The organism is Mycobacterium sp. pR1184 (assembly GCF_041287235.1).
GTDB lineage: Bacteria > Actinomycetota > Actinomycetes > Mycobacteriales > Mycobacteriaceae > Mycobacterium.
In genome coordinates, this window is record NZ_JBGGKR010000010.1 from 80,330 (window position 1) to 102,722 (window position 22,393).

The window sequence follows — 22,393 nt, forward strand, 5'->3', positions numbered from 1 at the left end:
AGCGAATTTACGTTGCCGCTACCTGCCGGGTAGACTCGGCCAAGTTGGCATGTCAGGCGGTTTTTGTCATATCGTTTTACGACTTGTCGAGACCGGGTACACGCCACCGTTCAGCGCCGCACGGACGATTCCCCCATCGGATCATTTTCCGCCTGGGAGACAGCCTATCGACAAGACCGAAGGGGTCGGCTCGCAACCTCCGGGTGCAGCCCCGTCGGAGCCACTGAAAACGGTCGCGTAGCAGGTTCTGGTGAAGGCAGGTGCATATGACGCCCACGCGCGTTGGGTTGTATAACCCCGCGTTCGAGCACGATTCGTGCGGGGTTGCCATGGTCGTCGACATGCACGGCCGACGGAGCCGCGACATCGTCGACAAGGCGATCACCGCACTGGTCAACCTCGAACATCGTGGCGCCCAGGGCGCCGAGCCGCGCAGCGGTGACGGCGCGGGGATCCTGATTCAGGTCCCGGACGCGTTCCTGCGCGAAGTCGTCGACTTCGAGCTCCCCGCCGCGGGCAGTTACGCCACCGGTATCGCGTTCCTGCCGCAATCGTCCAAGGACGCCGCGGCCGCGTGTGCCGCCGTGGAGAAGATCGCCGAATCCGAGGGCCTGACGGTTCTGGGCTGGCGCAACGTGCCCACCGACGACTCTTCGCTGGGTGCGTTGTCCCGCGACGCCATGCCCACCTTCCGGCAGGTGTTCATGACCGGCGCTTCCGACATGACGCTGGAACGCCGTTGCTACGTCGTGCGCAAGCGTGCCGAGCACGAGCTCGGTACCAAGGGCCCGGGCCAAGACGGACCAGGACGCGAAACCGTATATTTCCCAAGCCTTTCCGGTCAGACAATGGTCTACAAAGGCATGCTGACCACCCCGCAGCTCAAGGCGTTTTACCTTGACCTGCAAGACGACCGGATGACCAGCGCGCTGGGCATCGTGCACTCTCGTTTCTCGACCAACACCTTCCCGTCCTGGCCGCTGGCACATCCATTCCGGCGTATCGCCCACAACGGTGAGATCAACACCGTCACCGGAAACGAGAACTGGATGCGCGCCCGCGAGGCGCTGATCAAGACCGACATCTTCGGTTCGGTCGACGACCTGGAAAAGTTGTTCCCGATTTGCACTCCGGGCGCCTCCGACACCGCACGCTTCGACGAGGCGCTGGAATTGTTGCACCTGGGCGGGCGCAGCCTGCCGCACGCGGTGCTGATGATGATTCCGGAGGCCTGGGAGCGCAATGAGACGATGGACCCGGCGCGCCGCGCCTTCTACGAGTACCACGCATCGCTGATGGAACCGTGGGACGGCCCCGCGTCGATGACCTTTACCGACGGCACCATCGTGGGCGCCGTGCTGGACCGCAATGGCCTTCGCCCGTCCCGTATTTGGGTCACCGAAGACGGTTTGGTGGTGATGGCCTCTGAGGCGGGTGTCTTGGACCTGGATCCGTCGACGGTGGTGCAGCGGATGCGGCTGCAGCCGGGCCGGATGTTCCTGGTGGACACCACCCAGGGCCGCATCGTCTCCGACGAGGAGATCAAGGCCGAGCTGGCCGCCGAGCACCCCTATCAGGAGTGGCTCGACAGGAACCTGGTGCCGCTCGAGTCGTTGCCGCAGGGCGAGTACGTGCGGATGGCACACGATCGACTTGTCATGCGGCAGTTGGCCTTTGGTTACACCTATGAGGAGCTCAACCTGCTGGTGGCGCCGATGGTGCGCACCGGTGCCGAGCCGATCGGGTCGATGGGCACCGATACCCCGGTCGCGGTGCTCTCGCAGCGTCCCCGGATGCTCTACGACTACTTCCACCAGCTGTTCGCTCAGGTGACCAACCCGCCCCTGGACGCCATCCGCGAAGAGGTGGTGACCAGTTTGCAGGGCACCACCGGCGGGGAGCGCGACCTGCTCAGCCCGGACGAATACTCGTGTCACCAGATCATGCTGCGACAGCCGATTCTGCGTAACCACGAGCTGGCCAAGCTGATCAACCTGAATCCCGACGACGCGGTCAATGGGCGCCCACATGGCATGCACTCCAAGGTGATTCGCTGTCTGTACCCGGTCGCCGAAGGTGGCGCCGGGCTGGCAGCCGCGCTGGAAGAGGTGCGTGCGCAGGCGTCGGCCGCGATCGCCGATGGCGCTCGGGTGATTATTCTGTCCGACCGCGATTCCAATGAGCAGATGGCACCGATACCGTCGCTGCTCGCCGTCGCCGGGGTGCACCACCACCTGGTGCGCGATCGCACCCGCACCCATGTGGGACTGGTCGTCGAATCCGGTGATGCCCGCGAGGTGCATCACATGGCGATGCTGATCGGCTGCGGCGCGGCCGCGGTCAACCCGTACCTGGCGTTCGAATCGATCGAGGACATGCTCGACCGCGGCGTGATCGACGGGATCGACCGCGACAAGGCGCTGAACAACTATGTGAAGGCCGCCGGCAAGGGCGTGCTGAAAGTCATGTCCAAGATGGGCATTTCGACGCTGGCCTCCTACACCGGCGCCCAGCTGTTCCAGGCAATCGGGATCTCCGAGGACGTGCTCGACGAGTACTTCACCGGGCTGGGGTGCCCGACCGGCGGCATCACGCTGGACGACATCGCCACCGACGTCGCGGCGCGCCACCATCTGGCGTATCTGGACCGGCCCGACGAGCGCGCGCACCGCGAGCTCGAGGTGGGTGGGGACTATCAGTGGCGCCGCGAGGGCGAATACCACCTGTTCAATCCGGAGACCGTATTCAAGCTGCAGCACGCCACCCGCACCGGCCAGTACAAGATCTTCAAGGACTACACCCGCCTGGTCGACGACCAGAGCGAGCGGATGGCGTCGTTGCGCGGACTGCTGAAGTTCCGCGGCGACGTGCGATCCCCGGTTCCGCTGGACGAGGTCGAACCCGCCAGCGAGATCGTCAAACGGTTCTCGACCGGAGCGATGAGCTACGGCTCGATCTCCGCCGAGGCGCACGAGACGCTCGCCATCGCGATGAACCGCCTGGGTGGGCGATCCAACAGCGGTGAGGGCGGCGAGGACGTCAAGCGTTTCGACCGCGATCCCAACGGGGACTGGCGCCGCAGCGCGATCAAGCAGGTCGCTTCGGCGAGGTTCGGCGTCACGTCGCACTACCTGACCAACTGCACCGACATCCAGATCAAGATGGCTCAGGGCGCCAAACCTGGTGAGGGCGGCCAACTTCCGGGGCACAAGGTGTACCCGTGGGTGGCAGAGGTCCGGCACTCGACGCCCGGCGTGGGCCTGATCTCACCGCCGCCGCACCACGACATCTACTCGATCGAGGATCTTGCGCAGTTGATCCACGACTTGAAGAACGCCAACCCGTCGGCGCGCGTGCACGTCAAGCTGGTCTCCGAGAACGGCGTCGGCACGGTCGCCGCGGGTGTGTCCAAGGCGCACGCCGACGTGGTGCTGATCTCCGGCCACGACGGCGGCACCGGCGCCACGCCGCTCACCTCGCAGAAGCACGCGGGTGCTCCGTGGGAGCTGGGGCTGGCCGAGACGCAGCAGACCTTGCTGCTCAACGGATTACGTGACCGGATCGTCGTCCAGGTGGACGGACAGCTAAAGACCGGCCGCGATGTGATGATCGGCGCGCTGTTGGGCGCCGAGGAGTTCGGCTTCGCCACCGCCCCGCTGGTCGTCGCGGGCTGCATCATGATGCGGGTGTGTCACCTCGACACCTGCCCGGTTGGTGTGGCTACTCAGAATCCGGTGCTGCGGGATCGCTTTACCGGCAAGCCGGAGTTCGTCGAGAACTTCTTCATGTTCATCGCCGAGGAAGTCCGGGAGTACATGGCGCAGTTGGGCTTCCGTACCTTCAACGAGGCCGTCGGCCAAGTGGGGTCGCTGGACACCACGCTGGCGCGTGCGCACTGGAAGGCGCACAAGTTGGATCTGACCCCGGTGCTGCACGAGCCGGAGTCTGCGTTCATGAACCAGGACCTGTACTGCAGCTCGCGTCAGGACCACGGCCTGGACAAGGCGCTGGATCAGCAGTTGATCGTGATGAGCCGCGAGGCGCTGGATTCGGGCAAGCCGGTTCGGTTCTCCACCACCATCAGCAACGTCAACCGCACGGTGGGCACGATGCTCGGCCACGAGCTGACGAAAGCCTATGGCGGACAAGGCTTGCCGGACGGCACGATCGACATCACCTTCGACGGCTCCGCGGGCAACAGCTTCGGCGCGTTTGTGCCCAAGGGCATCACCTTGCGGGTGTACGGCGACGCCAACGACTACGTGGGCAAGGGCCTGTCCGGCGGCCGGATCGTGGTGCGGCCATCGGACAATGCGCCGGCGGACTACGTCGCCGAGGAGAACATCATCGGTGGCAACGTGATCCTGTTCGGGGCCACCAGCGGCGAAGCCTTCCTGCGCGGAGTGGTCGGCGAGCGGTTCGCGGTCCGTAACTCCGGCGCCCACGCCGTGGTCGAGGGCGTAGGCGATCACGGCTGCGAGTACATGACCGGCGGCCGGGTGGTGATTCTCGGCCACACCGGGCGCAACTTCGCGGCCGGTATGTCCGGCGGTGTGGCTTACGTCTACGACCCCGGTGAGGAACTGCCGGAGAACCTGAACACCGAGATGGTGGATCTGGAGAGTCTCGACTCCGACGACGTCGAGTTCCTGCACGGCATCATCCAGGCGCATGTCGATGCGACGGATTCCGCCGTCGGTCAGCGGGTTCTGGCCGACTGGCACTCCCAGCAACGGCATTTCGCCAAGGTGATGCCTCGGGACTACAAGAAGGTGTTGCAGGCGATCGCCCAAGCGGAGCGCGACGGCGTCGATGTGGACAAGGCGATTATGGCGGCGGCACATGGCTGATCCCACTGGCTTTCTCAAGTACACCCATCGGGAGCTGCCGCAACGCCGGCCGGTTCCGCTGCGGTTGAAGGACTGGAACGAGGTCTACCAGGAATTCAACGACGACACCCTGCGCGAGCAGGCGACTCGTTGCATGGACTGCGGTATTCCCTTCTGCCACAACGGTTGTCCGCTGGGCAACCTGATTCCGGAGTGGAATGACCTGGTGCGCAGGGGCCGGTGGCGCGAAGCGATTGAACGGCTGCACGCCACCAACAACTTCCCCGACTTCACCGGCCGGTTGTGTCCGGCGCCGTGCGAGCCGGCGTGTGTGCTGGGCATCAACCAGGACCCGGTCACGATCAAGCAGATCGAGCTGGAGATCATCGACCACGCGTTCGACCAGGGTTTCGTCGAGCCGAAGCCGCCGACCAAGCTGACCGGAAAGACGGTTGCCGTCATCGGTTCGGGCCCGGCCGGTTTGGCCGCCGCCCAGCAGCTGACCCGCGCGGGACACAGCGTCACCGTCTTCGAGCGGGCCGACCGCATCGGCGGATTGCTGCGCTACGGCATCCCGGAGTTCAAGATGGAAAAGCGCGTCCTCGACCGCCGGCTGGACCAGATGCGCGCCGAGGGAACCGAATTCCGGGCCGGCGTCAATGTCGGAGTCGACATCACCGCCCAGCAGCTGCTCGCCGACTTCGACGCGGTGGTGCTGGCCGGCGGTGCCACCGCCTGGCGTGACCTGCCGATCCCGGGGCGGGAACTAGACGGCATCCACCAGGCGATGGAATACCTGCCGTGGGGTAACCGCGTGCAGGAGGGTGACGACGTGCTGGGCCCGGACGGGCAGCCGCCGATCACCGCCAAAGGCAAGAAGGTCGTCATCATCGGCGGCGGCGACACCGGAGCCGACTGCCTGGGCACTGCGCACCGGCAGGGCGCGGTCAGCGTGCACCAGTTCGAGATCATGCCGCGGCCGCCGGAGGCGCGCGCCGAGTCCACGCCGTGGCCGACCTATCCGCTGATGTATCGGGTCTCCTCGGCCCACGAAGAGGGCGGCGAGCGGGTGTTCTCGGTCAACACCGAGGAGTTCGTCGGCAAGGACGGGCACGTGAGCGCGCTCAAGGTCCACGAAGTGCAGATGCAGGACGGCAAGTTCGTCAAGGTCGAGGGCTCCGATTTCGAGCTCGAAGCCGACGTGGTGTTCCTGGCGATGGGCTTCGTCGGCCCGGAGAAGGCGGGTCTGCTGACCGACCTCGACGTGAAGTTCACCGAGCGCGGCAATGTTGCGCGGGGTGGCGACTACGAGACCTCGGTGCCCGGCGTTTACGTTGCCGGGGACATGGGCCGGGGCCAGTCGTTGATCGTCTGGGCGATCGCCGAGGGCAGGGCCGCCGCGGCCGGTGTGGACCGGTATTTGATGGGGTCAACCGCCCTTCCCGCGCCGATCAAGCCGACGGCCGCACCGCTTCAGTAGTCACACCAGCCACACCAGAAACACGCCGATATTTGTTCGGCGAGTCTCCGGTAGTTTGCCAGCGCATGGGTGTGTAATAACGACTTGTGTGCTTCGTCACAACGGAGCCACGGCTAAACAGATCGATCGCAGGAGTGGTCACTGTGCATGTGAACCCAGTACCTAGTTCGCGGGTGGGGCGAATGGCCTGGTCATTGTTTCGTCACCCGGTGAAAAGTCGCGAGTTTCCCGCTAAGCAAGAGCGCCTGGTAACTGCCCAGGAGCTGTTGCTGTTCGGGACATAACAACCCAAGCTATCTACCCGCGATTCCACCGCCAGTTTGCTCGGCGTCACGGAATCGTCATTTCGTCGACAGCAGTCCCGAATCCCGGATCGCCTCAGCCAACGGCTCCAGGACGGCCGGGTCGTGCGGGGGTGGTAGGTAGACGATTCCCAGGTCGAGTCCCTCGGCCGCCAGCCCGGCGGCGGTCTCGATGACCTGTCCGTAGTTGAGGTCCTCGCCGAGGCGAACGTGCGCCGACAGGGTGATCTCCTTCGGGTCGCGCCCGATGTCCGCACAGCGTGCCGCCAGCACGTCGCGCTTGCGGGCGAACTCCTCGGGCGTACCGCCGACGAAGTTCCAGTGCTGGGCGTAGCGCGCGGCCAGCGGCAACGTGCGCTTCTCGCCGCTGCCTCCGATGCAGATGGGCGGGTGCGGACGTTGCGGTCCCTTGGGTTCGTTGCGCGCGTCCTTGAGCTGGTAGTACTTGCCGTCGAAGTTGGTGGTCTCCTCGCTGAGCAGGCTGATCAGCACCTGACACGCTTCCTCGAACCGGTCGAACCGTTCCCTGATGCTGCCGAGTTCGATGCCGTAGGCGCCGGATTCCTCCTCGTTCCAGCCCGCCCCGATCCCGAGCTCGAGCCGTCCGTCGGAGATGACGTCGAGGGCGGCGGCCATGTTCGCCAGGACGGCGGGGTGGCGGTAGTGGATACCGGTGACCAAGGTGCCCAAGCGCAGCCGCCGGGTGGCCTGCGCCAGCGCGGTCAGCGTGGTCCAGCCCTCCAGGCACGGGCCGGTGCTGTCGGAAAAGATCGGGTAGAAGTGGTCGAAGGTCCACCCGGACTCGAAGACGTCGATATCGTCGGCGGCCTGCCAAACGGCGAGCATGGCGGCCCAGGTGGTGTCTTGCGGTGAGGTCTTGAACGCGAATCGCATGCCATCGACGCTAGTCGAAATTTATGAAGCGCAACTAAACTCGTGCGCGCGATGAGTAGTGCCCTCGGGATCGACGCCAAGATCACCCTGCTGTCGGCCGGCCTGATCTTTTTGCTGGCGCTGGTTCTCGGCGTGTGGAAATACCGGCAGATCATGGCGTCCGACGACCACCGGGCCCATCCCTATGTAGATATCGCGCACCGGGCGGCGTTGCTGTATTCCTTTGCGACCCTGCTGATCGCGGTGTTCGTCCAGTTCAGCGCGTGGCCGACATGGGTCAACCTGACGGCGGCGATGGTCACCGTGTTCTTCTTCGTCGGGGCGATCGGTACCTATATCGAGCACGGTGCGCGGCGAGACACCGTCAACCAATTCGAAAACCCGCCGCGGGGAACGGGGCTGGCCATGAGCCTGCTGATCGTCGGCGAGATCGGCGGCTTCGGTGTGATCCTGGCCGGGTTCGTCTACGGGCAGCTGCTGTAACACTGGAGCCATGGACCCGGTAGTCGCTCTTCGGCAGATCGCCTACTACAAAGACCGCAGCCGACAGGACCCTAAACGCGTGATGGCGTATCGCAACGCGGCCGACATCGTCGAGGCGCTCGACGACGCCGAGCGCGAGCGACACGGTCAGGCCGACAGCTGGCAGACGTTGCCGGGCATCGGACCCAAGACCGCGAAGGTCATCGCCCAGGCCTGGGCCGGCCGTGAGCCCGATGCACTGGTCGAATTGCGGGCCGAGGCAACAGATCTCGGTGGCGGCGAGGTGCGCAGCGCGCTGCGGGGGGATTTGCACCTGCACTCGAACTGGTCGGACGGCTCGGCGCCGATCGAGGAGATGATGGCCACCGCGGCAGCGCTGGGACATGAATACTGCGCGTTGACCGATCATTCGCCGCGGCTGACGATCGCCAACGGCCTGTCGCCGGAGCGGTTGCGCAAACAGCTCGACGTGATCGACGGGCTGCGGGACACGTTCGCGCCGATGCGCATCCTCACCGGTATCGAGGTCGACATTCTCGACGACGGCAGCCTGGATCAGGAGCCCGAGCTGCTGGAACGCCTCGACGTCGTCGTGGCCAGCGTGCACTCCAAGCTGTCGATGGATTCGGCGGCCATGACGCGCCGGATGGTGCGTGCGGTCTCCGACGGCCACGCCGATGTGCTGGGCCACTGCACGGGCCGGCTGGTTTCCGGCAACCGGGGCATCCGGGCGGAATCGAAGTTCGACGCCGAGAAGGTCTTCTCCGCTTGTCGCGACCACGGCACCGCGGTGGAGATCAACTCCCGCCCCGAACGCCGCGACCCGCCGACCCGGCTGCTCAGCCTGGCGCTGGAAATCGGCTGCATGTTCAGCATCGACACCGATGCGCACGCACCCGGCCAGCTGGACTTCCTGGGGTACGGCGCGCAACGCGCCCTGGATGCCGGCGTTCCGGTCGACCGGATCGTGAACACCTGGCCGGCCGACAAGCTGCTGGCGTGGACGGGATCAAGCTGAGCGGTTAGGCACGCACCGCTTCCGCTGCCTCGGGCATGGGTTCGTCGCTGGTGCCCCGGTTGTGCATAACGTTGGCGGTGGCCACGATCGCGCAGGTTGCGGCCGGGATGAGCAGCGAGTAGCCACCAAAGCGCGAGCCGAACACGATGCCGGCGATACCGCCGCCGAGGAACAGCAGCAGCGTGGTCACCAGGATCGCGGCCTTCCACTTCTCAATCCCGTCTTGGCGGGCACGCCCGAGCATCAGTCCCAGGTCGGTGACGGTTCCGGTGAAGTGGGTGGTGCGAATCGACATGCCGCGGAAGCTCGACGTCATGGCGTTCTGCAGGCCGAGTGCCGCGGCGGCGAACATCGCCTGGACGGCGGTGAGCTCGACGCCGAGCGATTCGATCTGGGCCTTGACGAAAGTTTCTTCCACCCCCGCGGCGGCCAGCACCAGCAATGCTGCCTCGGTGAACAGAACCACGGCATGGCGCGGGCCTGCCAAGGCTTGGGTGGGCGCGAGAACGGCTCCGGCCAGCGTCGCGCCGCCGAGAAAGCCGAACAAGATCGCGGCGAGCACATGGCCTTCGTAGAGCCACGGGTTGGCGGTGTTCATGCCCAGCTGGGTGGTAATCGCGGTGAGGTTGCCGACCGGCAACGCCAAGATCAGCAGAGCGACCGCGTTGACGAAACCGGCAGACAGCGCGAGTATCGCGCTGTAGCCGAGCAGGAGACCTTCGCGAGGCAGACCACTGTCGCGGGCATTGTCCGGCGGCATGTGTTTAGACACTCACTTTCCAGGTTGGGTTTTGGCCAGCGTACAAGCGAGCCGTCGGGGCCCGCCCGGACCGCGCGTCATCTCAAACAAACCTCTTATCATCGAAACCGCATGGGCCGGAAGCACATTGGTGAATCAGGGGAACGCGGTCAGTCGGGCAGTCGCGGCATCTCTATACCCGAATCTCGTCCAATCAACACCCCGCGGGTGAGAGCGGATTTGCCGAAGCGCTCACGGACCCGGTCTACCGCGGCGTCGACCGCGAGCGAGTCTTCTTGAAAAGGCAGCATCAGCTGTTGGGCCCCACACCGATCGATGCCCGAAACCGCGAAACCGACCAGCGTCAAGCCGCGTTGGGCGATCGCGGGTGCGGCCGAGGCGATCAGCTCCCGGGCGGTGGCCAGGATCGGCTGCGTCGACGCCGTCGCACCCGGCAGGGTGTGGGACCGGGTCGCCCGGGTGAAGTCGTCGAACCGCAGCCGCAGCACCACGGTGCGCCCCGTGCGGCCGGCGGCGCGCATCCGCGCCGTGATCCGGTCGATCAGGTTGACCACGACCGCATCGATCTCGATGGGCGACATGCGATTTCCAGCGCGGCCCAACGCTCGCTGGGCACCGACGGACCGGCGGCGCACCCCGGTGTTGACCCGGCGCCGGTCGATATTGCGCGACAACGCATACAGCTGGCGGCCCATGCCCGCACCCAGCAGCGAGGCCAGCGTCGACTCACTGAGCTCGGCGACATCGGCGACCGTCGTGACGCCGTAGCCGTGCAGCTTGTCCGCGGTCACCGCGCCCACGCCCCACAGTCGGCGCACCGGCAACGGCCGCAGGAACGCCAGCTCACGATCGGGCTGCACCAGCAGCAGCCCATCCGGCTTGGCCTCTTGGCTGGCGACCTTGGCCAGGAATTTGGTGCGGGCGATGCCGACGGTGATCGGCAGGCCGACCCGCTCCCGCACGTCGCGCCGCAGCCGTTCGGCAATCTCGACCGGCGTGCCCGAGACCCGGCGCAGGCCACCGACGTCGAGGAATGCCTCGTCCACCGACAGCGGCTCGACTATAGGTGTGGCATCGCGGAACACCTCGAAGACGGCGTCACTGGCCCGCGAATAGGCCGCCATGCGCGGGGGCACGACGACGGCGTCGGGACATAGCCGCCGGGCCTGCCGACCGCCCATCGCGGTGCGCACACCGTAGGCCTTGGCCTCGTAGCTGGCGGCCAGCACGACGCCGCCACCCACGATCACCGGGCGACCGCGCAACGTCGGGTCGTCACGCTGTTCCACCGACGCGTAGAACGAGTCCAGGTCGGCGTGCAGGATGGACGCATCACACCGCACGAACGTATGTTCGCACGCGGTGGTGACAGCTAGCCGGATTCGCCGTAGATGCTGCTGAGCCAGATGTGGGTGAGGGTGTCGACGACCCGCTCCGCTTGGACAGAAGGTGTCTCGGCGGACAATGCCGCCATCATCGTGCGTTCGTTCATCTGGTTGAGCGACGTCGCCAGGTCGGCGGCCGGGATGGTGTCCGGCGCGGCGCCGCGCTCTCGCTCGGCGGTGATCATGGCGGCGGTCTGGTCGATCCATTTCTGCATGAACCCCGACCACAACGCCCGCAATTCCGCGCTGGTCGCCAGTGCCTCCGTCGCGGTCCGCGCCACGGCACGGTGGGTGGTGAATTCGGTGAAGAACGCCTTGATGCCGTTGCGCCACACCCGGCGCGGGTCCTTCGGCAGCCGCATCACGGCGCCGTCGAACTCGGAGTCGGCCCGCGCGATCACCGGCTCGAGCAGCGACAGCAGCACGGCCTCTTTCGACTTGAAGTAGAAGTAGAACGTCGGGCGCGAGATCCCGGCACCTTTTGCCAGGTCGTCGACCGAAATGTCGGCGAGTGAACGCTCCTCGAGCAGCCGCTCGGCGGTCGCGAGAATGGCCTGCTCGCGGTCGTCGCCCGAAGGGCGCATCGAGCGGCGGCCGCGCAGAGCGCGAGTCTGGCCGGCGGTTGTCACGCCTGTTACTTTACACATGGTTGAAGATTTCAACAGTGTGTTGACTAGCTCGACACCGCGTTGATAGCGTGGCCCTCATGACTGAGCACCTGGACGTCGTGATCGTGGGCGCCGGCATCTCCGGCGTGAGTGCGGCCTGGCACCTGCAGGACCGCTGCCCGACCAAGAGCTACGCGATCCTGGAACGCCGCGACGACCTCGGCGGCACCTGGGACTTGTTCAAATATCCGGGCATCCGGTCCGACTCGGACATGTTCACGCTCGGGTTCCGGTTCAAGCCGTGGCGCTCGGCGAAGTCGATCGCCGACGGCGCCGACATCAAGGCCTACATCAAGGAAGCCGCGGTCGAGAACGGCATCGAACGACACATCCGCTACCGCCACCGCGTGGTGGCCGCCGATTGGTCCGACGCGGAGAACCAATGGACCCTCACCGTCGAGAACGACGGCCAGCGGAGCGACATCACCTGTTCGTTCGTGTTCGCGTGCACCGGCTACTACAACTACGACGAGGGATATTCGCCGACGTTCCCCGGTGCCGAGGACTTCGGCGGCACCATCATCCACCCACAGCACTGGCCCGAAGACCTCGACTACGCGGGCAAGAAGATCGTCGTGATCGGCTCGGGCGCAACCGCGATCACTTTGATTCCCGCCCTGGTGAACTCGGGCTCCGGCTTTGTGACGATGCTGCAGCGCTCACCGACCTACATCGGCTCGCTGCCCGGGACCGACCCGTTCGCGGTGCAGTTCAACCGATGGCTTCCGGACCGGCTGGCGCACCTCGCCAATCGCTGGAAAGCCATCGCGTTCAGCACCTTCCAGTATCAGCTGGCCCGCAAGCGGCCGGCCTACATGCGCAAGACGCTGATGACGATGGCGCAGCGCCGCCTACCGAAGGGCTACGACGTCGAAAAGCACTTCGGTCCCAGCTACAACGTGTGGGACCAGCGGCTGTGCCTGGCGCCCGACGGCGACTTCTTCCGAGCCATCCGGCACGGCAAGGCCGACGTCGTCACCGACACCATCGACCGGTTCACCAAGACCGGAATCAAGCTCACCTCGGGTGCGGAGCTGCAGGCGGACATCATCGTCACCGCAACGGGATTGAACATGCAACTGCTCGGCGGGCTGCAACCCACCCGCAATGGCGAACCGTTCGACCTCACCTCGCTGATGACCTACAAGGGCTGCATGTTCTCCGGAGTTCCGAACTTCGTCATCACCTTCGGCTACACCAATGCATCTTGGACGCTGAAGGCCGATCTGGTGTCGGAGTTCTTCTGCCGCGTGCTGAACTACATGGACGACAACGGCTTTGACAACGTGGAGCCGCAGCATCCCGGCGCCGACGTCGACGAACTGCCGTTCATGGATTTCAGTCCCGGCTATTTCCAGCGGTCCATGCACTTGCTGCCCAAGTCGGGCTCGCGGGCACCGTGGCGTCTCAAGCAGAACTACCTGTTCGACATGCGCACCATCCGGCGCGGCAAGGTTAACGACGAGAGCCTGCGGTTCACGAAAAAGCGTGCACCGGTAGCGGTTTAGCTGCTAGACGACGACGATGCCGTCGTCGTCGCTGTAGGCGACCTCACCGGGCACGAACGTCACACCGCCGAGGCTGACCTCGACATCGCGCTCACCGACGCCACTCTTGGTGCTCTTGCGGGGATTGGTGCCCAGCGCCTTGATGCCGATGTCGATGCCGCGCAACGCGGCGGCGTCGCGCACCGCGCCGTTGATGATCAGTCCCGCCCAGCCGTTGGAGCGGGCGAGTTCGGCGATCAGGTCTCCCACCAGCGCGCTGTGCAGCGATCCGGCGCCGTCGATCACCAGCACTCCGCCCGCACCCGGTTGTGAAAGTACGGATTTCAGCAGTGCGTTGTCCTCGAAGCAGCGCACGGTGCTGATCGGTCCGGCGAATTCGGTGCGGCCGCCGAACTGGCGGAACTGAAGATCGCAGCTGCGTACGTCGGGCCCTATTCGGTCGACCAGGTCGGCTGTTGCCTCGAATGACACGCTCATCAGCGCCGCCGCAACTGCCGGATCAGCAGAATCGCGAGCAGGCTCAGTGCTACGGCGACCACGAGTGGCAACGTCGACGAGCCGGGCACCGGCTGCGCAATGTTGGCGGTTACCGGATTGTTGGCGCCCTCCACCGTGGATTTCGCCTGTGCGGCCGCATCTTTGGCGGCAGCGGCAATTTCACCATCGGGCGGGGACGAATCCTGCTGCGCCGCTGGCGGTTTCGGGGGCGTGGGCGCGGGGCTCTGGGCGGGCGCCTTCTTCGCGGGTGCTTTCTTGGCCGGAGCCTTTTTTGCGACGGCCTTTTTCGCGGGCGCCTTCTTAGCCGGCGCTTTCTTTGCGGGTGCCTTTTTGGCGGCCTTGGCGGGCGGCGTCTTCTCCGGCGGCGTCGCTGCGCCGTTGGCCTCGCTGTTGGGTTGATCTTGAGGGTCTGCCATGCGGCCGCTCCTTCGCAGCTTTTTCTCGGCCATTCCTAGCCCCGCCAAAACTTACTCGGACCCCATCATGCCAGCACGGGTGATCGCACCCCGCCGACCAGGTCGGTCAGGGCCGGCGGCGCAGGGTCAACAACAGGCCCGCGCCGACGATCGCCACGGCCACCGCGACGAACGGCCAGACGGGGATGCCGTGGCCAGCGTTGCTGCTGGTGGCGGCGGGTCCCGGCGTGCCGGTACCGGGCACCGTCAGCCGGAACGACCACGACCCCGACACCACATGACCGTCGGCGGACGTCACCCGGTAATTGACGGTGTAGGTGCCCGTCGGTCCTAGTGGGCGCAGCGCGATGCCGACGACCGCGCCCTGCACGGTGGTGTCCCCGGTGGACCACACATTGCCGTCCGGTCCTACGACGGTCATGGCCGCGAACGTGGTCTGCAATGGCTCGTTGAAGGTCGCACTGACCCGGCTCGGACCGGTGGCCAGAACCGCGTCGTCGGCGGGGTCGGCGGACACCCGGGTGGCGTGTGCCGACGCGACTTGTGCGGTCAGCGTCGCGGTCGACAGCAAGGCAGCCAGCAGCAGACCCACCCAAGCGACGGCGGCCGGCCGCCTCATGTCCTGGGGCGTCGGACCAGCACCAGGGCGATGCCCACCGCGGCCACAACCAGGGCGGCTCCACCCAACACCCGCGCGATGTTGTCCCCCGACGTCGACTCGTCGCCGTGGTCGGCGGGCATGCCCGAATGATGGTGCTCATGCGGGGCGCCCAACCCCGCGCCGAGGGTCAGCGTGGGCACCGGATGCTCGGGCTCACCGCCACCGGCCTGCGGTTGCTGGTCCCACTTGACGACCGTCCCGTCGGCGTAGGTCTGGGTGGCCGGGAAGTTGACGGTATCGGTGTCGGGCAGTTTCACCGAGATCCGGAACAGCGCGAACTGGTCGACTCCGATGCCGCCGCCCGGTGCCGCCGTCCAAGTCACCGAGTGCACGACACCCGATGCCGTGTCCCGGTCGAGTTTGGCCGTCCACCCGGGCATCGCTTCGGTGCGCGCGGATGCGACGTCGGGGAGCACGACGCTCAGCGCCGTGGTGGCGGCGCCCTTGTCGGATTCGTTGGGTACCTGAAATGTCACGATCGCCATGGCGCCCCGGGCCGTGGTATCGGCACTGGCGTGGACGTGCGCCCACGCGGTGGCGCTCCCGGAGCCGACGAAAAGCGCGGCGGCAGCGGAGATGACGACGACGGCGCGCAACATCCACCTGTCGCGGAATGGCATGTCAGAACACTACTTTCAGGTCAGTCCGAGCCGAGCCATCAGATCTGCTTCGATACCGTCGAGTTGCGAGGAGATCGCCGAGTGAGCGGCGCGTCGGCGCGCGGCGGGCATGTTCTCCGCAGCGGTGACGGCCGCCGACAAATCGGTCAGCCGCTCGGAGATCGCGGCCACGAACTGCTTGGTCTCGGCGTCCTTGGGCTTTTTTTCCTGCACCATTCGCAACGACTTTTCCGAGCCGGCGATCCGCGCCGACAGCTGGGCGCCGTGCCCGGAAAACTGGCCGATCTGCGCCAGCGGGATCCCGAGTTGGTCCGCGCGACGCTGGTCGATCATCGCGCGGGCGGATATCGCCACCCGGTAGATCACCGGCGTCAGGATCGGTGCCAGCAGCCGCGAGACCGTCAACACCCGGCGGATCCGCGTCGGCGACAAGACCTTGCCCTCCCGCGCCGCCTTGAGCTCCGTCTCGGCAACTTTCAGCGCCGCGCGGTCGCTGTCGCGCTGCGACTTGATCTGCGCCTTGAGCGCCCTCTCGGCCGCCCGTCGATCCGCCTTCAATCGGCGCGCCTGGTTCTTGGCGTCGAGCTTGGCTTTCAGCTTGGCGCGGGCCTTGATCGCACGAGCTTCGGCACGACGCGTGGCGCGAGTCTTTCGCTTGCGAAACAGGCCCATGCCCGGTCGCCTCCCGGTGTCTTGTGGACTATCGCTGTCGCGTGTCCGCGATCCGAGAGCAACCCTAATCGGAACAGGTCGACGGCAGCCGTTCAGGTCGGGCTGCGCCCGAACAACCCGCTAGGCGTCGAGGTGTTCGGCGCGGCGCAGTTCGTCGACGCGCTCGACGATGTCCTGCTGCGCCTGGGGAGACAACCCGGCGGCGCGCAGCGCGATGCGACGCACCCCGTCGTCGCGCATCGTGGACATCCAGACCAGCTCCTTGTCGAGCTTTTCGTAGTACTCGTCGTCGGTGAAGTACGCCGGTTTGATGCGAAAGAAGTTGGCCAGAGCGGCCATCGTCGCCGACGACGGGTTCGTGCGATTGCCGGAGCGTAGCTGCGACAGATAGGGAGCCGACATTGTGATGCCCTCCGCCTTGAGTGCCGCGATCACCTCCGCTGAGGTGTGCGGCCCGCGCCCGGGTGGATACACCGTGTCGAACAAGCGGTTCAGGCGGGCGGAAAATGTCGTGCTCATCGATATGACCTCCACTGGGCTGTAGAAGTGAAACTATTACCTAAGTGTATTTGCTGACCATGGTAGCGAGAGTTTGAGGTCGCAACCAGGTGCAAACGGCGGCGGGTTCGCTGGGTGCGGCCCTGAGGTTCGCTGCAACCACACGTGACGAGCGTCCAACTAAATAACGGCAGTGTCCATAAAGCGACCAAAACTCACAGGTTATCCGCAGAAAGCAAGTCTGGTAGCCGGACGCTTCGGCGCGCTGCCGAGGGGTAGCGTCGCCGCCGGCCAAATGGTGTCGGCCGGACATCTCGCAACGGCCTGGTAGCGAGAACCTACCGACAGCTTACTTTGCTGTCCGGTCTGATTTTTGTCTCCGTAAGAGGGGACGGGTGCAGCAAACAGCCCTCAGAGATACCTCTGGGGGCAACTGCTCGGGCTCGGCCGGCCTGCGAGGGCGAGCGGCGTTGCGCCTTAGCCGGTCTCCGGTGACCTCCCCACATGAGAGGCCTCGGTGCGACGGCGTCGCCGTGTTTGCACTGGCCTCCGACTGCCGGCCCGGCGCGCTGTCGAACAGCGTCCACAGGCCGAACAAGACGCCGAGCCACGTGTGCACGTCGGCGCCGCCCTCGCGCCGGGCCCACGCGGCGAAAATCAGGAACGCGAACGCGGCGGCGAAGGCCATCGGCCGTGCCGGCGGCGTCGCGCCGAGGAAGTGGCCGATTATCAGCGAGGCCGTGCCAGCAAGCATTCTCGCCCACCGCTCCGTGAAGACCGGTTCGCCGGCGGGGCTATTCGCCAGTAAGTCGACACGACGATTCGGGGCTACTCCCCTTCGCCAACGGTCTCAGGCTAGCGGGCAAGCCGTGGGTGCGCCAGGACGGCGCCGAAGTTCGCAAAACCCTTATCCGGCGGATTAGGGCCATGAACCAAAACGTTCGAATTCCGTTATGCCGCAAGCAGCATGGCCAGAATCGCGGTGTCCGGATGGCTGATGGGGTCGACGCCGACACGGCTCACCATCGACGTGATGGTGCCGTCGGCTTCCGCTTCGACCCACGCGGCCCGATGCTCCAGTCCCAGATAGGGCAACCCCGGCAGCAAAACGCACCCCGACGCCGCTCCGGTGCATTCCGGCAACGACGGCGTGGTTTCCGACGGGGGGTGCAGCATCAGCAGCGCCGGCGGTTGATGATCCGCGAAATACCCTGGCTGGATTGCTGATTCACCGAATACCGTGCCCTCGGCGAGCACCAGGCCGACAGTGTCGGGCTCGGGCTCGTCGGGCAATTCTTCACGGGCGCCGAATACCGTTGTAGTGGAAAGTAATCCGGGCAACGATGCGACCCGCACCGCAACCATCAATAGCTGCGCCCACTCCTTGGTCGAGTCCGGCCAACGGCCGGAGATGACAAACCCTTTCAGGGCACCACGAGCATGGAAGGGGGCTACCCCTATCGGCTGGCCTGAACCAGTTTCCATCTCGACCTCCGCACAACGTCGTCGTTCGAAATAACCACGCTGGTAGCTCGAATAGTTAAGAATGCCTGCGGTTTAGGCGCGTTGCAACTCGACACGGCCACGGGCCGTTGCCTTTCCTGAAGCGAGCCGACCCGGCCGGGATAAAGCCAAGGGCGCCACGCGATCCGCGTGACGCCCTTGGCTCTCCGAGATGAAAATCAGCCGAAAATAAGGCCCTGGGTCTTCGACGTTGCGGCCGCGTAACGCGACTGCACATCTGCCCAATTGACCACGTTCCAGAACGCCTTGACGTAGTCGGCCTTGACGTTCTTGTACTGCAGGTAGAAGGCGTGCTCCCACATGTCGACCTGCAGCAGTGGAATGATGCCCAGCGGCACGTTGGCCTGCTGGTCGTACAGCTGGAAGGTCAGCAACCGGTCGCCGAGCGTGTCATAGCCCAGCACCGCCCAGCCCGAACCCTGCAGGCCGTTGGCCGCCGCACTGAACTGAGCGCGGAATTTGTCGAATGATCCGAACTGCTCGTCGATCGCGGCGGCGAGGTCGCCGGTCGGCTTGTCGCCACCGTTCGGAGACAGGTTCTTCCACCAGATCGAGTGATTGACGTGGCCACCCAGGTGGAATGCCAAGTTCTTCTCATTCAGGAAGATCGCGGCGTGGTCGTCATTGGCGCGTGCCTCTTCGAGCTTGGCAATGGCGTCGTTCAAACCCTTGACGTAAGTCGCATGGTGCTTGCTGTGGTGGATCTCGTTGATCTGACCGGAGATGTGTGGTTCCAGCGCTGCGTAGTCCCAGTCCAAGTCGGGCAGGGTGTATTCAGCCACGGCATTCCTTTCCTCGATGATCGTCTTAACGCGCATTCGCACGGAGTCCGCCACGCGACAGGCTCAGCGTAATCAACCCTGCTCCATGACAGCACGCGCCGCAAGGACTGCCCCAATGGGCCGGTAGGCCGAGTACCCGCTCGGGGTCGTTTCAAGACGAAGTGATCACGACAAAACAATGAGCGCGAGAACGGCGAGCAATGCCAGCGCGATCAGCCCGGCACGCAATGCGGCGACGCTGTAACTGTGGTTCCAGGCAGGCGATCCGGAGTACGAGTTCGACGCGGCCGGGCTACCCGAACCCCACGAATGTAACGCCATCGATCGCCCTTCACCGGCCGGTCACCTCAGCCGAGTGAGGTGAGTCACAACATTTTTCGTGATGGCGATCATAACCCTTTGCGATGGGGTTGGAAAATGCCCCCGGCCACAACACGCTGAACTGCGTATTCATGCCGACGGTCGGCGACCGGGCCGGGTCTGGGGTGCAGGTCAGCACCTATTTCGTGAAGGTGGATCCGATTGCTGTGCAACGGGGCGGTGCATTCGCTCGCCTGCTGGTGTGGCCTGTCGATGGCGTGCCAAAAACACCCAAGCGTTATCCACAGTTGGGGCCAGGGTTAACCGCTAGTTGCTGATTGATTGCGTCTGTACCCCTGAGTCCCATGTGGATAAACCTGTGGAAACTGTGGATAGCCACGGTGTAGCTGTGACCGGCGTAACAGACGCCCGTGCGCGCCGTCGAAGGCGAATCGGTGAGCACACGGACGCCGCCGGCGAGGTGGGTCGCGCTTTGCGCCACCTACGGGACGATCGTTGCATTTCAGCGGGCCGCGCTCGGCGGTGGGAACGGTCGCGTTGCAACGGCCCGCATCGTCGCCAGGGCTACGCTGGTCCGGTGATCCAGGTGTGCTCCCAGTGCGGCACTCGGTGGAACGTGCGCGAACGCCGCCGCGAGTGGTGCCCCCGCTGCCGCGGCGCGCTGCTCGCACCACTGCCGGACACCGCGGCGGCCGACCCTCGCTGGAGTACGCCCGCCGGCCCGCCGGCGCCGGCTCGGCCGGTCGCGCCGCAACGCACCCCGTTACGGTTGCCGCCGGGCTTCCGCTGGATCGCGGTGCGTCCGGGCGCCGCACCGCCGGCGCGGCGGGGACGACGGGTGCTCGGCCCCACACCTCGCTATGCGGTGATCCCGCGCTGGGGCTTGACCGACCGCGTCGAGCAGGCCGCGGCGGGCCCCGAAGGTTCGACGCCGTCCGCGCCACCGTCCGCGGTGGTGCGTCTCGTGCTGTTCATCAGCGTGCTCACGCTCGGCGCTGCCGCGCTGGTGTACGTCGCCCGATATGTGTTGTTGGTCTACAACCGAAAGACCTTGCTGAACTCGATCGTTGCGACCGCGGCGGACTGGCTGGGGGATCTGGCCAGTGTGGCGGCGCTCATCGCGTTGATCACCTCCGGCGTGTTTCTGATCCTGTGGCTGATCGCACGGCGGGCAGCGGTGTTCGCGCATTACGGCCTGGCCGATCATCGTTCGGCCGCCGCGCTGTGGGCCGGCTGTGCCGTGCCACTGGTCAACCTGCTGTGGGCTCCGGTCTACGTCATCGAGCTGGCCGCTCTCGAAGATCATCTCGCCCGGGTGCGTCGACCGATCCTGGAGTGGTGGATCGCGTGGGTCTTCAGCTACGCGGTGTCGATCTGGGCCATCATCACCAGCTTCGCCACCGATCCGCAGGGCATCGCGAACAACACCGTCCTGATGGTGTTCGGGTACCTGTTCGCGGCGGCGACGCTGGCCGCCGCAGCCCGCATTTTCGAGGGATTCGAACGCAAACCCGTGGCACGGCCCACGCATCGCTGGGTTGCGGTAACCCCGGATCTCCCGGCTCGGCCCGGCGCGTCCGATGCCGCTCCGGTTGAGTTGAAGGGGGAGGAACCGGCAGCATAAGGGTATGACGTGGGCCGACGAGGTGGTCGCCGGGCACCCCTTTGTCGTCGCTCATCGCGGCGCATCGGCGGCTCGCCCCGAACACACGCTCGCCGCGTATGACCTTGCGCTCAAAGAGGGCGCCGACGGTGTGGAATGCGATGTGCGGCTGACCCGCGACGGCCACCTGGTCTGCGTGCACGACCGCCGGCTGGACCGGACCTCAACCGGTGCCGGTCTGGTCAGCACCATGACGCTTGCCCAGTTGCGTGAGCTGGAATTCGGTGCCTGGCACGACAGTTGGCGGCCCGACGGCACCCACGGGGATACCAGCCTGCTGACGCTGGACGCCCTGGTATCGCTGGTCCTCGACTGGAACCGGCCGGTGAAGCTTTTCATCGAGACCAAGCACCCGGTTCGGTACGGCTCGCTGGTCGAGAGCAAGCTGCTGGCGCTGCTGCACCGCTACGGCATCGCCTCGCCGGCGTCGGCTGACCGGTCGCGCGCGGTGGTGATGTCCTTCTCGGCCGCGGCCGTGTGGCGAATCCGGCGAGCAGCCCCGCTGCTGCCCACGGTGTTGCTCGGCCGCAATGCCCGTTACCTGACCAGCAGCGCGGCCACGGCCGTCGGAGCCACGGCCGTCGGGCCTTCGGTCGTCGCGCTGAAGGACTATCCGCAACTGGTGGATCGCGCCGCCGCCCAGGGTCGGGCGGTGTACTGCTGGACCGTCGACGGATACGAGGACATCGACTTCTGCCGAGACGTCGGGGTGGCCTGGATCGCCACCAACCACCCCGGCCGCACGAAAACCTGGCTGGAAAACGCGCGGACCCTCGACGGCAGGGGTTAGACCGGCGAGACCAGGTGGCCGCCCGCGGCCGGCGGGGCGCTCGCGCTGATGCCCTGCGTCGCCACCTCGCGGGCGACGAAGTTCTCCAGGTCGAACAGGTTGGCTCCGGCGCGCTCGGACACCGTTACCAGCGTCTTCATCACCGCGACCTCTTCGACCTGCTCTTGCAGGAACCACTGCATGAACTGCTCGCCGAGGTAATCGCCCTCGTCGCGCGCCACTCGGGCCAGCTGGGTGATCTGTTCGGTGACGATTTTTTCCTGCTCGAGAGCGAGGACCAGCGCGTCGCGCGGCTCGTCGAATTGATTGCGCACCGCGTCGACGCCCGCAATCTCGACCTGGACGTCACGGTCGAGCAGATGCTGCACCAACATCATTGCGTGATTGCGTTCCTCAAGCGCACGTCCATAAAAATGCTTCGCTAATTGGGGCAGTTCGCCGGCGCTGAAATAAACGGCAATCGCAACGTATTGTTGAGAGCTCGTGAATTCGTGGGAAATCTGTTCCTGGAGTAATGAGTGGAACTTAGACTTGGGGGCGTCGGTTTCGGTCATGTCAGCAGCTTAGCGCAGGTAAAATCGGTGCCGCAACGAGGGTGGGACCGGCTCGGAGAAGTTCGCA

At 65.7% G+C, this 22,393-nt stretch carries 21 protein-coding genes; 7 read left to right on the forward strand and 14 right to left on the reverse strand.

Features of this window, described 5'->3' with window-relative positions:
- Positions 1–266: 266 nt before the first annotated feature.
- Both gltB and ACAG21_RS18375 read left to right on the forward strand, forming a co-directional pair.
- Entirely contained in the window at positions 267–4,850 is a 4,584-nt protein-coding gene (gene gltB, locus ACAG21_RS18370; RefSeq protein ID WP_370497690.1) for a glutamate synthase large subunit, read from the forward strand.
- On the forward strand, positions 4,843–6,309 hold the full coding sequence (locus ACAG21_RS18375) for a glutamate synthase subunit beta (protein WP_370497691.1): 1,467 nt from the start codon (positions 4,843–4,845) through the stop codon (positions 6,307–6,309). Before gltB ends, ACAG21_RS18375 begins: the two co-directional genes overlap by 8 nt.
- Before the next feature lie 341 nt (positions 6,310–6,650).
- Here the strand turns inward: ACAG21_RS18375 and ACAG21_RS18380 are convergent, their stop codons facing one another.
- Positions 6,651–7,505, reverse strand: a complete 855-nt coding sequence (locus ACAG21_RS18380) for an LLM class F420-dependent oxidoreductase (protein ID WP_370497692.1) — start codon at positions 7,503–7,505, stop codon at positions 6,651–6,653.
- 51 nt (positions 7,506–7,556) lie between these two features.
- On the opposite strand from ACAG21_RS18380, the gene ACAG21_RS18385 reads away from it, so the two are divergent.
- Positions 7,557–7,988 carry a hypothetical protein gene (locus ACAG21_RS18385; protein WP_370497693.1) on the forward strand — a complete coding sequence of 144 codons (432 nt, stop codon included), beginning with the start codon at positions 7,557–7,559 and terminating at the stop codon, positions 7,986–7,988.
- A 10-nt stretch (positions 7,989–7,998) separates the two neighbouring features.
- Positions 7,999–9,006, forward strand: coding sequence for a PHP domain-containing protein (locus ACAG21_RS18390; RefSeq protein WP_370497694.1), 1,008 nt, complete (start codon positions 7,999–8,001; stop codon positions 9,004–9,006).
- Positions 9,007–9,010: 4 nt separating this feature from the next.
- On the opposite strand, the gene ACAG21_RS18395 is transcribed toward ACAG21_RS18390, so the two are convergent.
- From ACAG21_RS18395 to ACAG21_RS18405, 3 genes are all read right to left on the reverse strand, one after another.
- Positions 9,011–9,766: a YoaK family protein gene (locus ACAG21_RS18395; RefSeq protein ID WP_370497695.1), complete on the reverse strand. Its 756-nt coding sequence runs from the start codon at positions 9,764–9,766 to the stop codon at positions 9,011–9,013.
- Between the two features lie 149 nt (positions 9,767–9,915).
- Complete coding sequence (gene dinB, locus ACAG21_RS18400) at positions 9,916–11,109, reverse strand: DNA polymerase IV (RefSeq protein ID WP_370497696.1); 1,194 nt, start codon at positions 11,107–11,109, stop codon at positions 9,916–9,918.
- Between the two features lie 29 nt (positions 11,110–11,138).
- A complete protein-coding gene (locus ACAG21_RS18405; RefSeq protein WP_370497697.1) occupies positions 11,139–11,780 on the reverse strand; it encodes a TetR/AcrR family transcriptional regulator in 642 nt (213 codons plus the stop codon).
- 77 nt (positions 11,781–11,857) lie between these two features.
- Here ACAG21_RS18405 and ACAG21_RS18410 point away from each other — a divergent pair, with 77 nt between their 5' ends.
- A complete protein-coding gene (locus ACAG21_RS18410) occupies positions 11,858–13,327 on the forward strand; it encodes a flavin-containing monooxygenase (protein ID WP_370497698.1) in 1,470 nt (489 codons plus the stop codon).
- A 3-nt stretch (positions 13,328–13,330) separates the two neighbouring features.
- Here the strand turns inward: ACAG21_RS18410 and rraA are convergent, their stop codons facing one another.
- From rraA to ACAG21_RS18455, 9 genes are all read right to left on the reverse strand, one after another.
- Positions 13,331–13,804 (reverse strand): ribonuclease E activity regulator RraA, encoded by a 474-nt coding sequence (rraA, locus tag ACAG21_RS18415; protein ID WP_370497699.1) that lies wholly within the window; start codon positions 13,802–13,804, stop codon positions 13,331–13,333.
- A complete protein-coding gene (locus ACAG21_RS18420; protein WP_370497825.1) occupies positions 13,804–14,241 on the reverse strand; it encodes a nucleoid-structuring protein H-NS in 438 nt (145 codons plus the stop codon). Before ACAG21_RS18420 ends, rraA begins: the two co-directional genes overlap by 1 nt.
- A gap of 106 nt (positions 14,242–14,347) precedes the next feature.
- The gene (locus tag ACAG21_RS18425) at positions 14,348–14,860 is read right to left on the reverse strand and encodes a copper resistance protein CopC (protein WP_370497700.1); all 513 of its coding nucleotides are present in this window, start codon (positions 14,858–14,860) and stop codon (positions 14,348–14,350) included.
- On the reverse strand, positions 14,857–15,522 hold the full coding sequence (locus tag ACAG21_RS18430) for a YcnI family protein (protein WP_370497701.1): 666 nt from the start codon (positions 15,520–15,522) through the stop codon (positions 14,857–14,859). Before ACAG21_RS18430 ends, ACAG21_RS18425 begins: the two co-directional genes overlap by 4 nt.
- Positions 15,523–15,537: 15 nt before the next feature.
- A complete protein-coding gene (locus tag ACAG21_RS18435) occupies positions 15,538–16,194 on the reverse strand; it encodes a DUF6474 family protein (RefSeq protein WP_370497702.1) in 657 nt (218 codons plus the stop codon).
- 120 nt (positions 16,195–16,314) lie between these two features.
- Positions 16,315–16,713 carry a transcriptional regulator gene (locus tag ACAG21_RS18440; RefSeq protein WP_370497703.1) on the reverse strand — a complete coding sequence of 133 codons (399 nt, stop codon included), beginning with the start codon at positions 16,711–16,713 and terminating at the stop codon, positions 16,315–16,317.
- Positions 16,714–17,643: 930 nt separating this feature from the next.
- The gene (locus ACAG21_RS18445; RefSeq protein WP_090597853.1) at positions 17,644–18,177 is read right to left on the reverse strand and encodes a peptidase; all 534 of its coding nucleotides are present in this window, start codon (positions 18,175–18,177) and stop codon (positions 17,644–17,646) included.
- Positions 18,178–18,374: 197 nt separating this feature from the next.
- Complete coding sequence (locus ACAG21_RS18450; protein ID WP_090608247.1) at positions 18,375–18,998, reverse strand: superoxide dismutase; 624 nt, start codon at positions 18,996–18,998, stop codon at positions 18,375–18,377.
- Positions 18,999–19,163: 165 nt separating this feature from the next.
- Positions 19,164–19,319: a hypothetical protein gene (locus ACAG21_RS18455; protein WP_370497704.1), complete on the reverse strand. Its 156-nt coding sequence runs from the start codon at positions 19,317–19,319 to the stop codon at positions 19,164–19,166.
- 577 nt (positions 19,320–19,896) lie between these two features.
- Between ACAG21_RS18455 and ACAG21_RS18460 the strand changes: the two genes are divergently transcribed.
- Together ACAG21_RS18460 and ACAG21_RS18465 are read left to right on the forward strand one after the other, a co-directional pair.
- Complete coding sequence (locus tag ACAG21_RS18460; RefSeq protein WP_370497705.1) at positions 19,897–20,943, forward strand: DUF4328 domain-containing protein; 1,047 nt, start codon at positions 19,897–19,899, stop codon at positions 20,941–20,943.
- Positions 20,944–20,947: 4 nt separating this feature from the next.
- Positions 20,948–21,772 (forward strand): glycerophosphodiester phosphodiesterase, encoded by an 825-nt coding sequence (locus ACAG21_RS18465; RefSeq protein ID WP_370497706.1) that lies wholly within the window; start codon positions 20,948–20,950, stop codon positions 21,770–21,772.
- Here the strand turns inward: ACAG21_RS18465 and ACAG21_RS18470 are convergent.
- Entirely contained in the window at positions 21,769–22,326 is a 558-nt protein-coding gene (locus ACAG21_RS18470) for a ferritin (protein ID WP_370497707.1), read from the reverse strand. The genes ACAG21_RS18465 and ACAG21_RS18470 overlap by 4 nt on opposite strands.
- Between the last annotated feature and the right edge of the window lie 67 nt (positions 22,327–22,393).

What these genes read in the sequence shown, in the direction of transcription:
- gltB (WP_370497690.1), top strand. Translation starts at nt 267, where the DNA reads ATGACGCCCACGCGCGTTGGGTTGTATAACCCCGCGTTCGAGCACGAT.
- ACAG21_RS18375 (WP_370497691.1), top strand. Translation starts at nt 4,843, where the DNA reads ATGGCTGATCCCACTGGCTTTCTCAAGTACACCCATCGGGAGCTGCCG.
- ACAG21_RS18380 (WP_370497692.1), bottom strand. Translation starts at nt 7,505, where the DNA reads ATGCGATTCGCGTTCAAGACCTCACCGCAAGACACCACCTGGGCCGCC.
- ACAG21_RS18385 (WP_370497693.1), top strand. Translation starts at nt 7,557, where the DNA reads ATGAGTAGTGCCCTCGGGATCGACGCCAAGATCACCCTGCTGTCGGCC.
- ACAG21_RS18390 (WP_370497694.1), top strand. Translation starts at nt 7,999, where the DNA reads ATGGACCCGGTAGTCGCTCTTCGGCAGATCGCCTACTACAAAGACCGC.
- ACAG21_RS18395 (WP_370497695.1), bottom strand. Translation starts at nt 9,766, where the DNA reads ATGCCGCCGGACAATGCCCGCGACAGTGGTCTGCCTCGCGAAGGTCTC.
- ACAG21_RS18410 (WP_370497698.1), top strand. Translation starts at nt 11,858, where the DNA reads ATGACTGAGCACCTGGACGTCGTGATCGTGGGCGCCGGCATCTCCGGC.
- rraA (WP_370497699.1), bottom strand. Translation starts at nt 13,804, where the DNA reads ATGAGCGTGTCATTCGAGGCAACAGCCGACCTGGTCGACCGAATAGGG.
- ACAG21_RS18420 (WP_370497825.1), bottom strand. Translation starts at nt 14,241, where the DNA reads ATGGCAGACCCTCAAGATCAACCCAACAGCGAGGCCAACGGCGCAGCG.
- ACAG21_RS18425 (WP_370497700.1), bottom strand. Translation starts at nt 14,860, where the DNA reads ATGAGGCGGCCGGCCGCCGTCGCTTGGGTGGGTCTGCTGCTGGCTGCC.
- ACAG21_RS18430 (WP_370497701.1), bottom strand. Translation starts at nt 15,522, where the DNA reads ATGCCATTCCGCGACAGGTGGATGTTGCGCGCCGTCGTCGTCATCTCC.
- ACAG21_RS18435 (WP_370497702.1), bottom strand. Translation starts at nt 16,194, where the DNA reads ATGGGCCTGTTTCGCAAGCGAAAGACTCGCGCCACGCGTCGTGCCGAA.
- ACAG21_RS18440 (WP_370497703.1), bottom strand. Translation starts at nt 16,713, where the DNA reads ATGAGCACGACATTTTCCGCCCGCCTGAACCGCTTGTTCGACACGGTG.
- ACAG21_RS18445 (WP_090597853.1), bottom strand. Translation starts at nt 18,177, where the DNA reads ATGGAAACTGGTTCAGGCCAGCCGATAGGGGTAGCCCCCTTCCATGCT.
- ACAG21_RS18455 (WP_370497704.1), bottom strand. Translation starts at nt 19,319, where the DNA reads ATGGCGTTACATTCGTGGGGTTCGGGTAGCCCGGCCGCGTCGAACTCG.
- ACAG21_RS18465 (WP_370497706.1), top strand. Translation starts at nt 20,948, where the DNA reads ATGACGTGGGCCGACGAGGTGGTCGCCGGGCACCCCTTTGTCGTCGCT.
- ACAG21_RS18470 (WP_370497707.1), bottom strand. Translation starts at nt 22,326, where the DNA reads ATGACCGAAACCGACGCCCCCAAGTCTAAGTTCCACTCATTACTCCAG.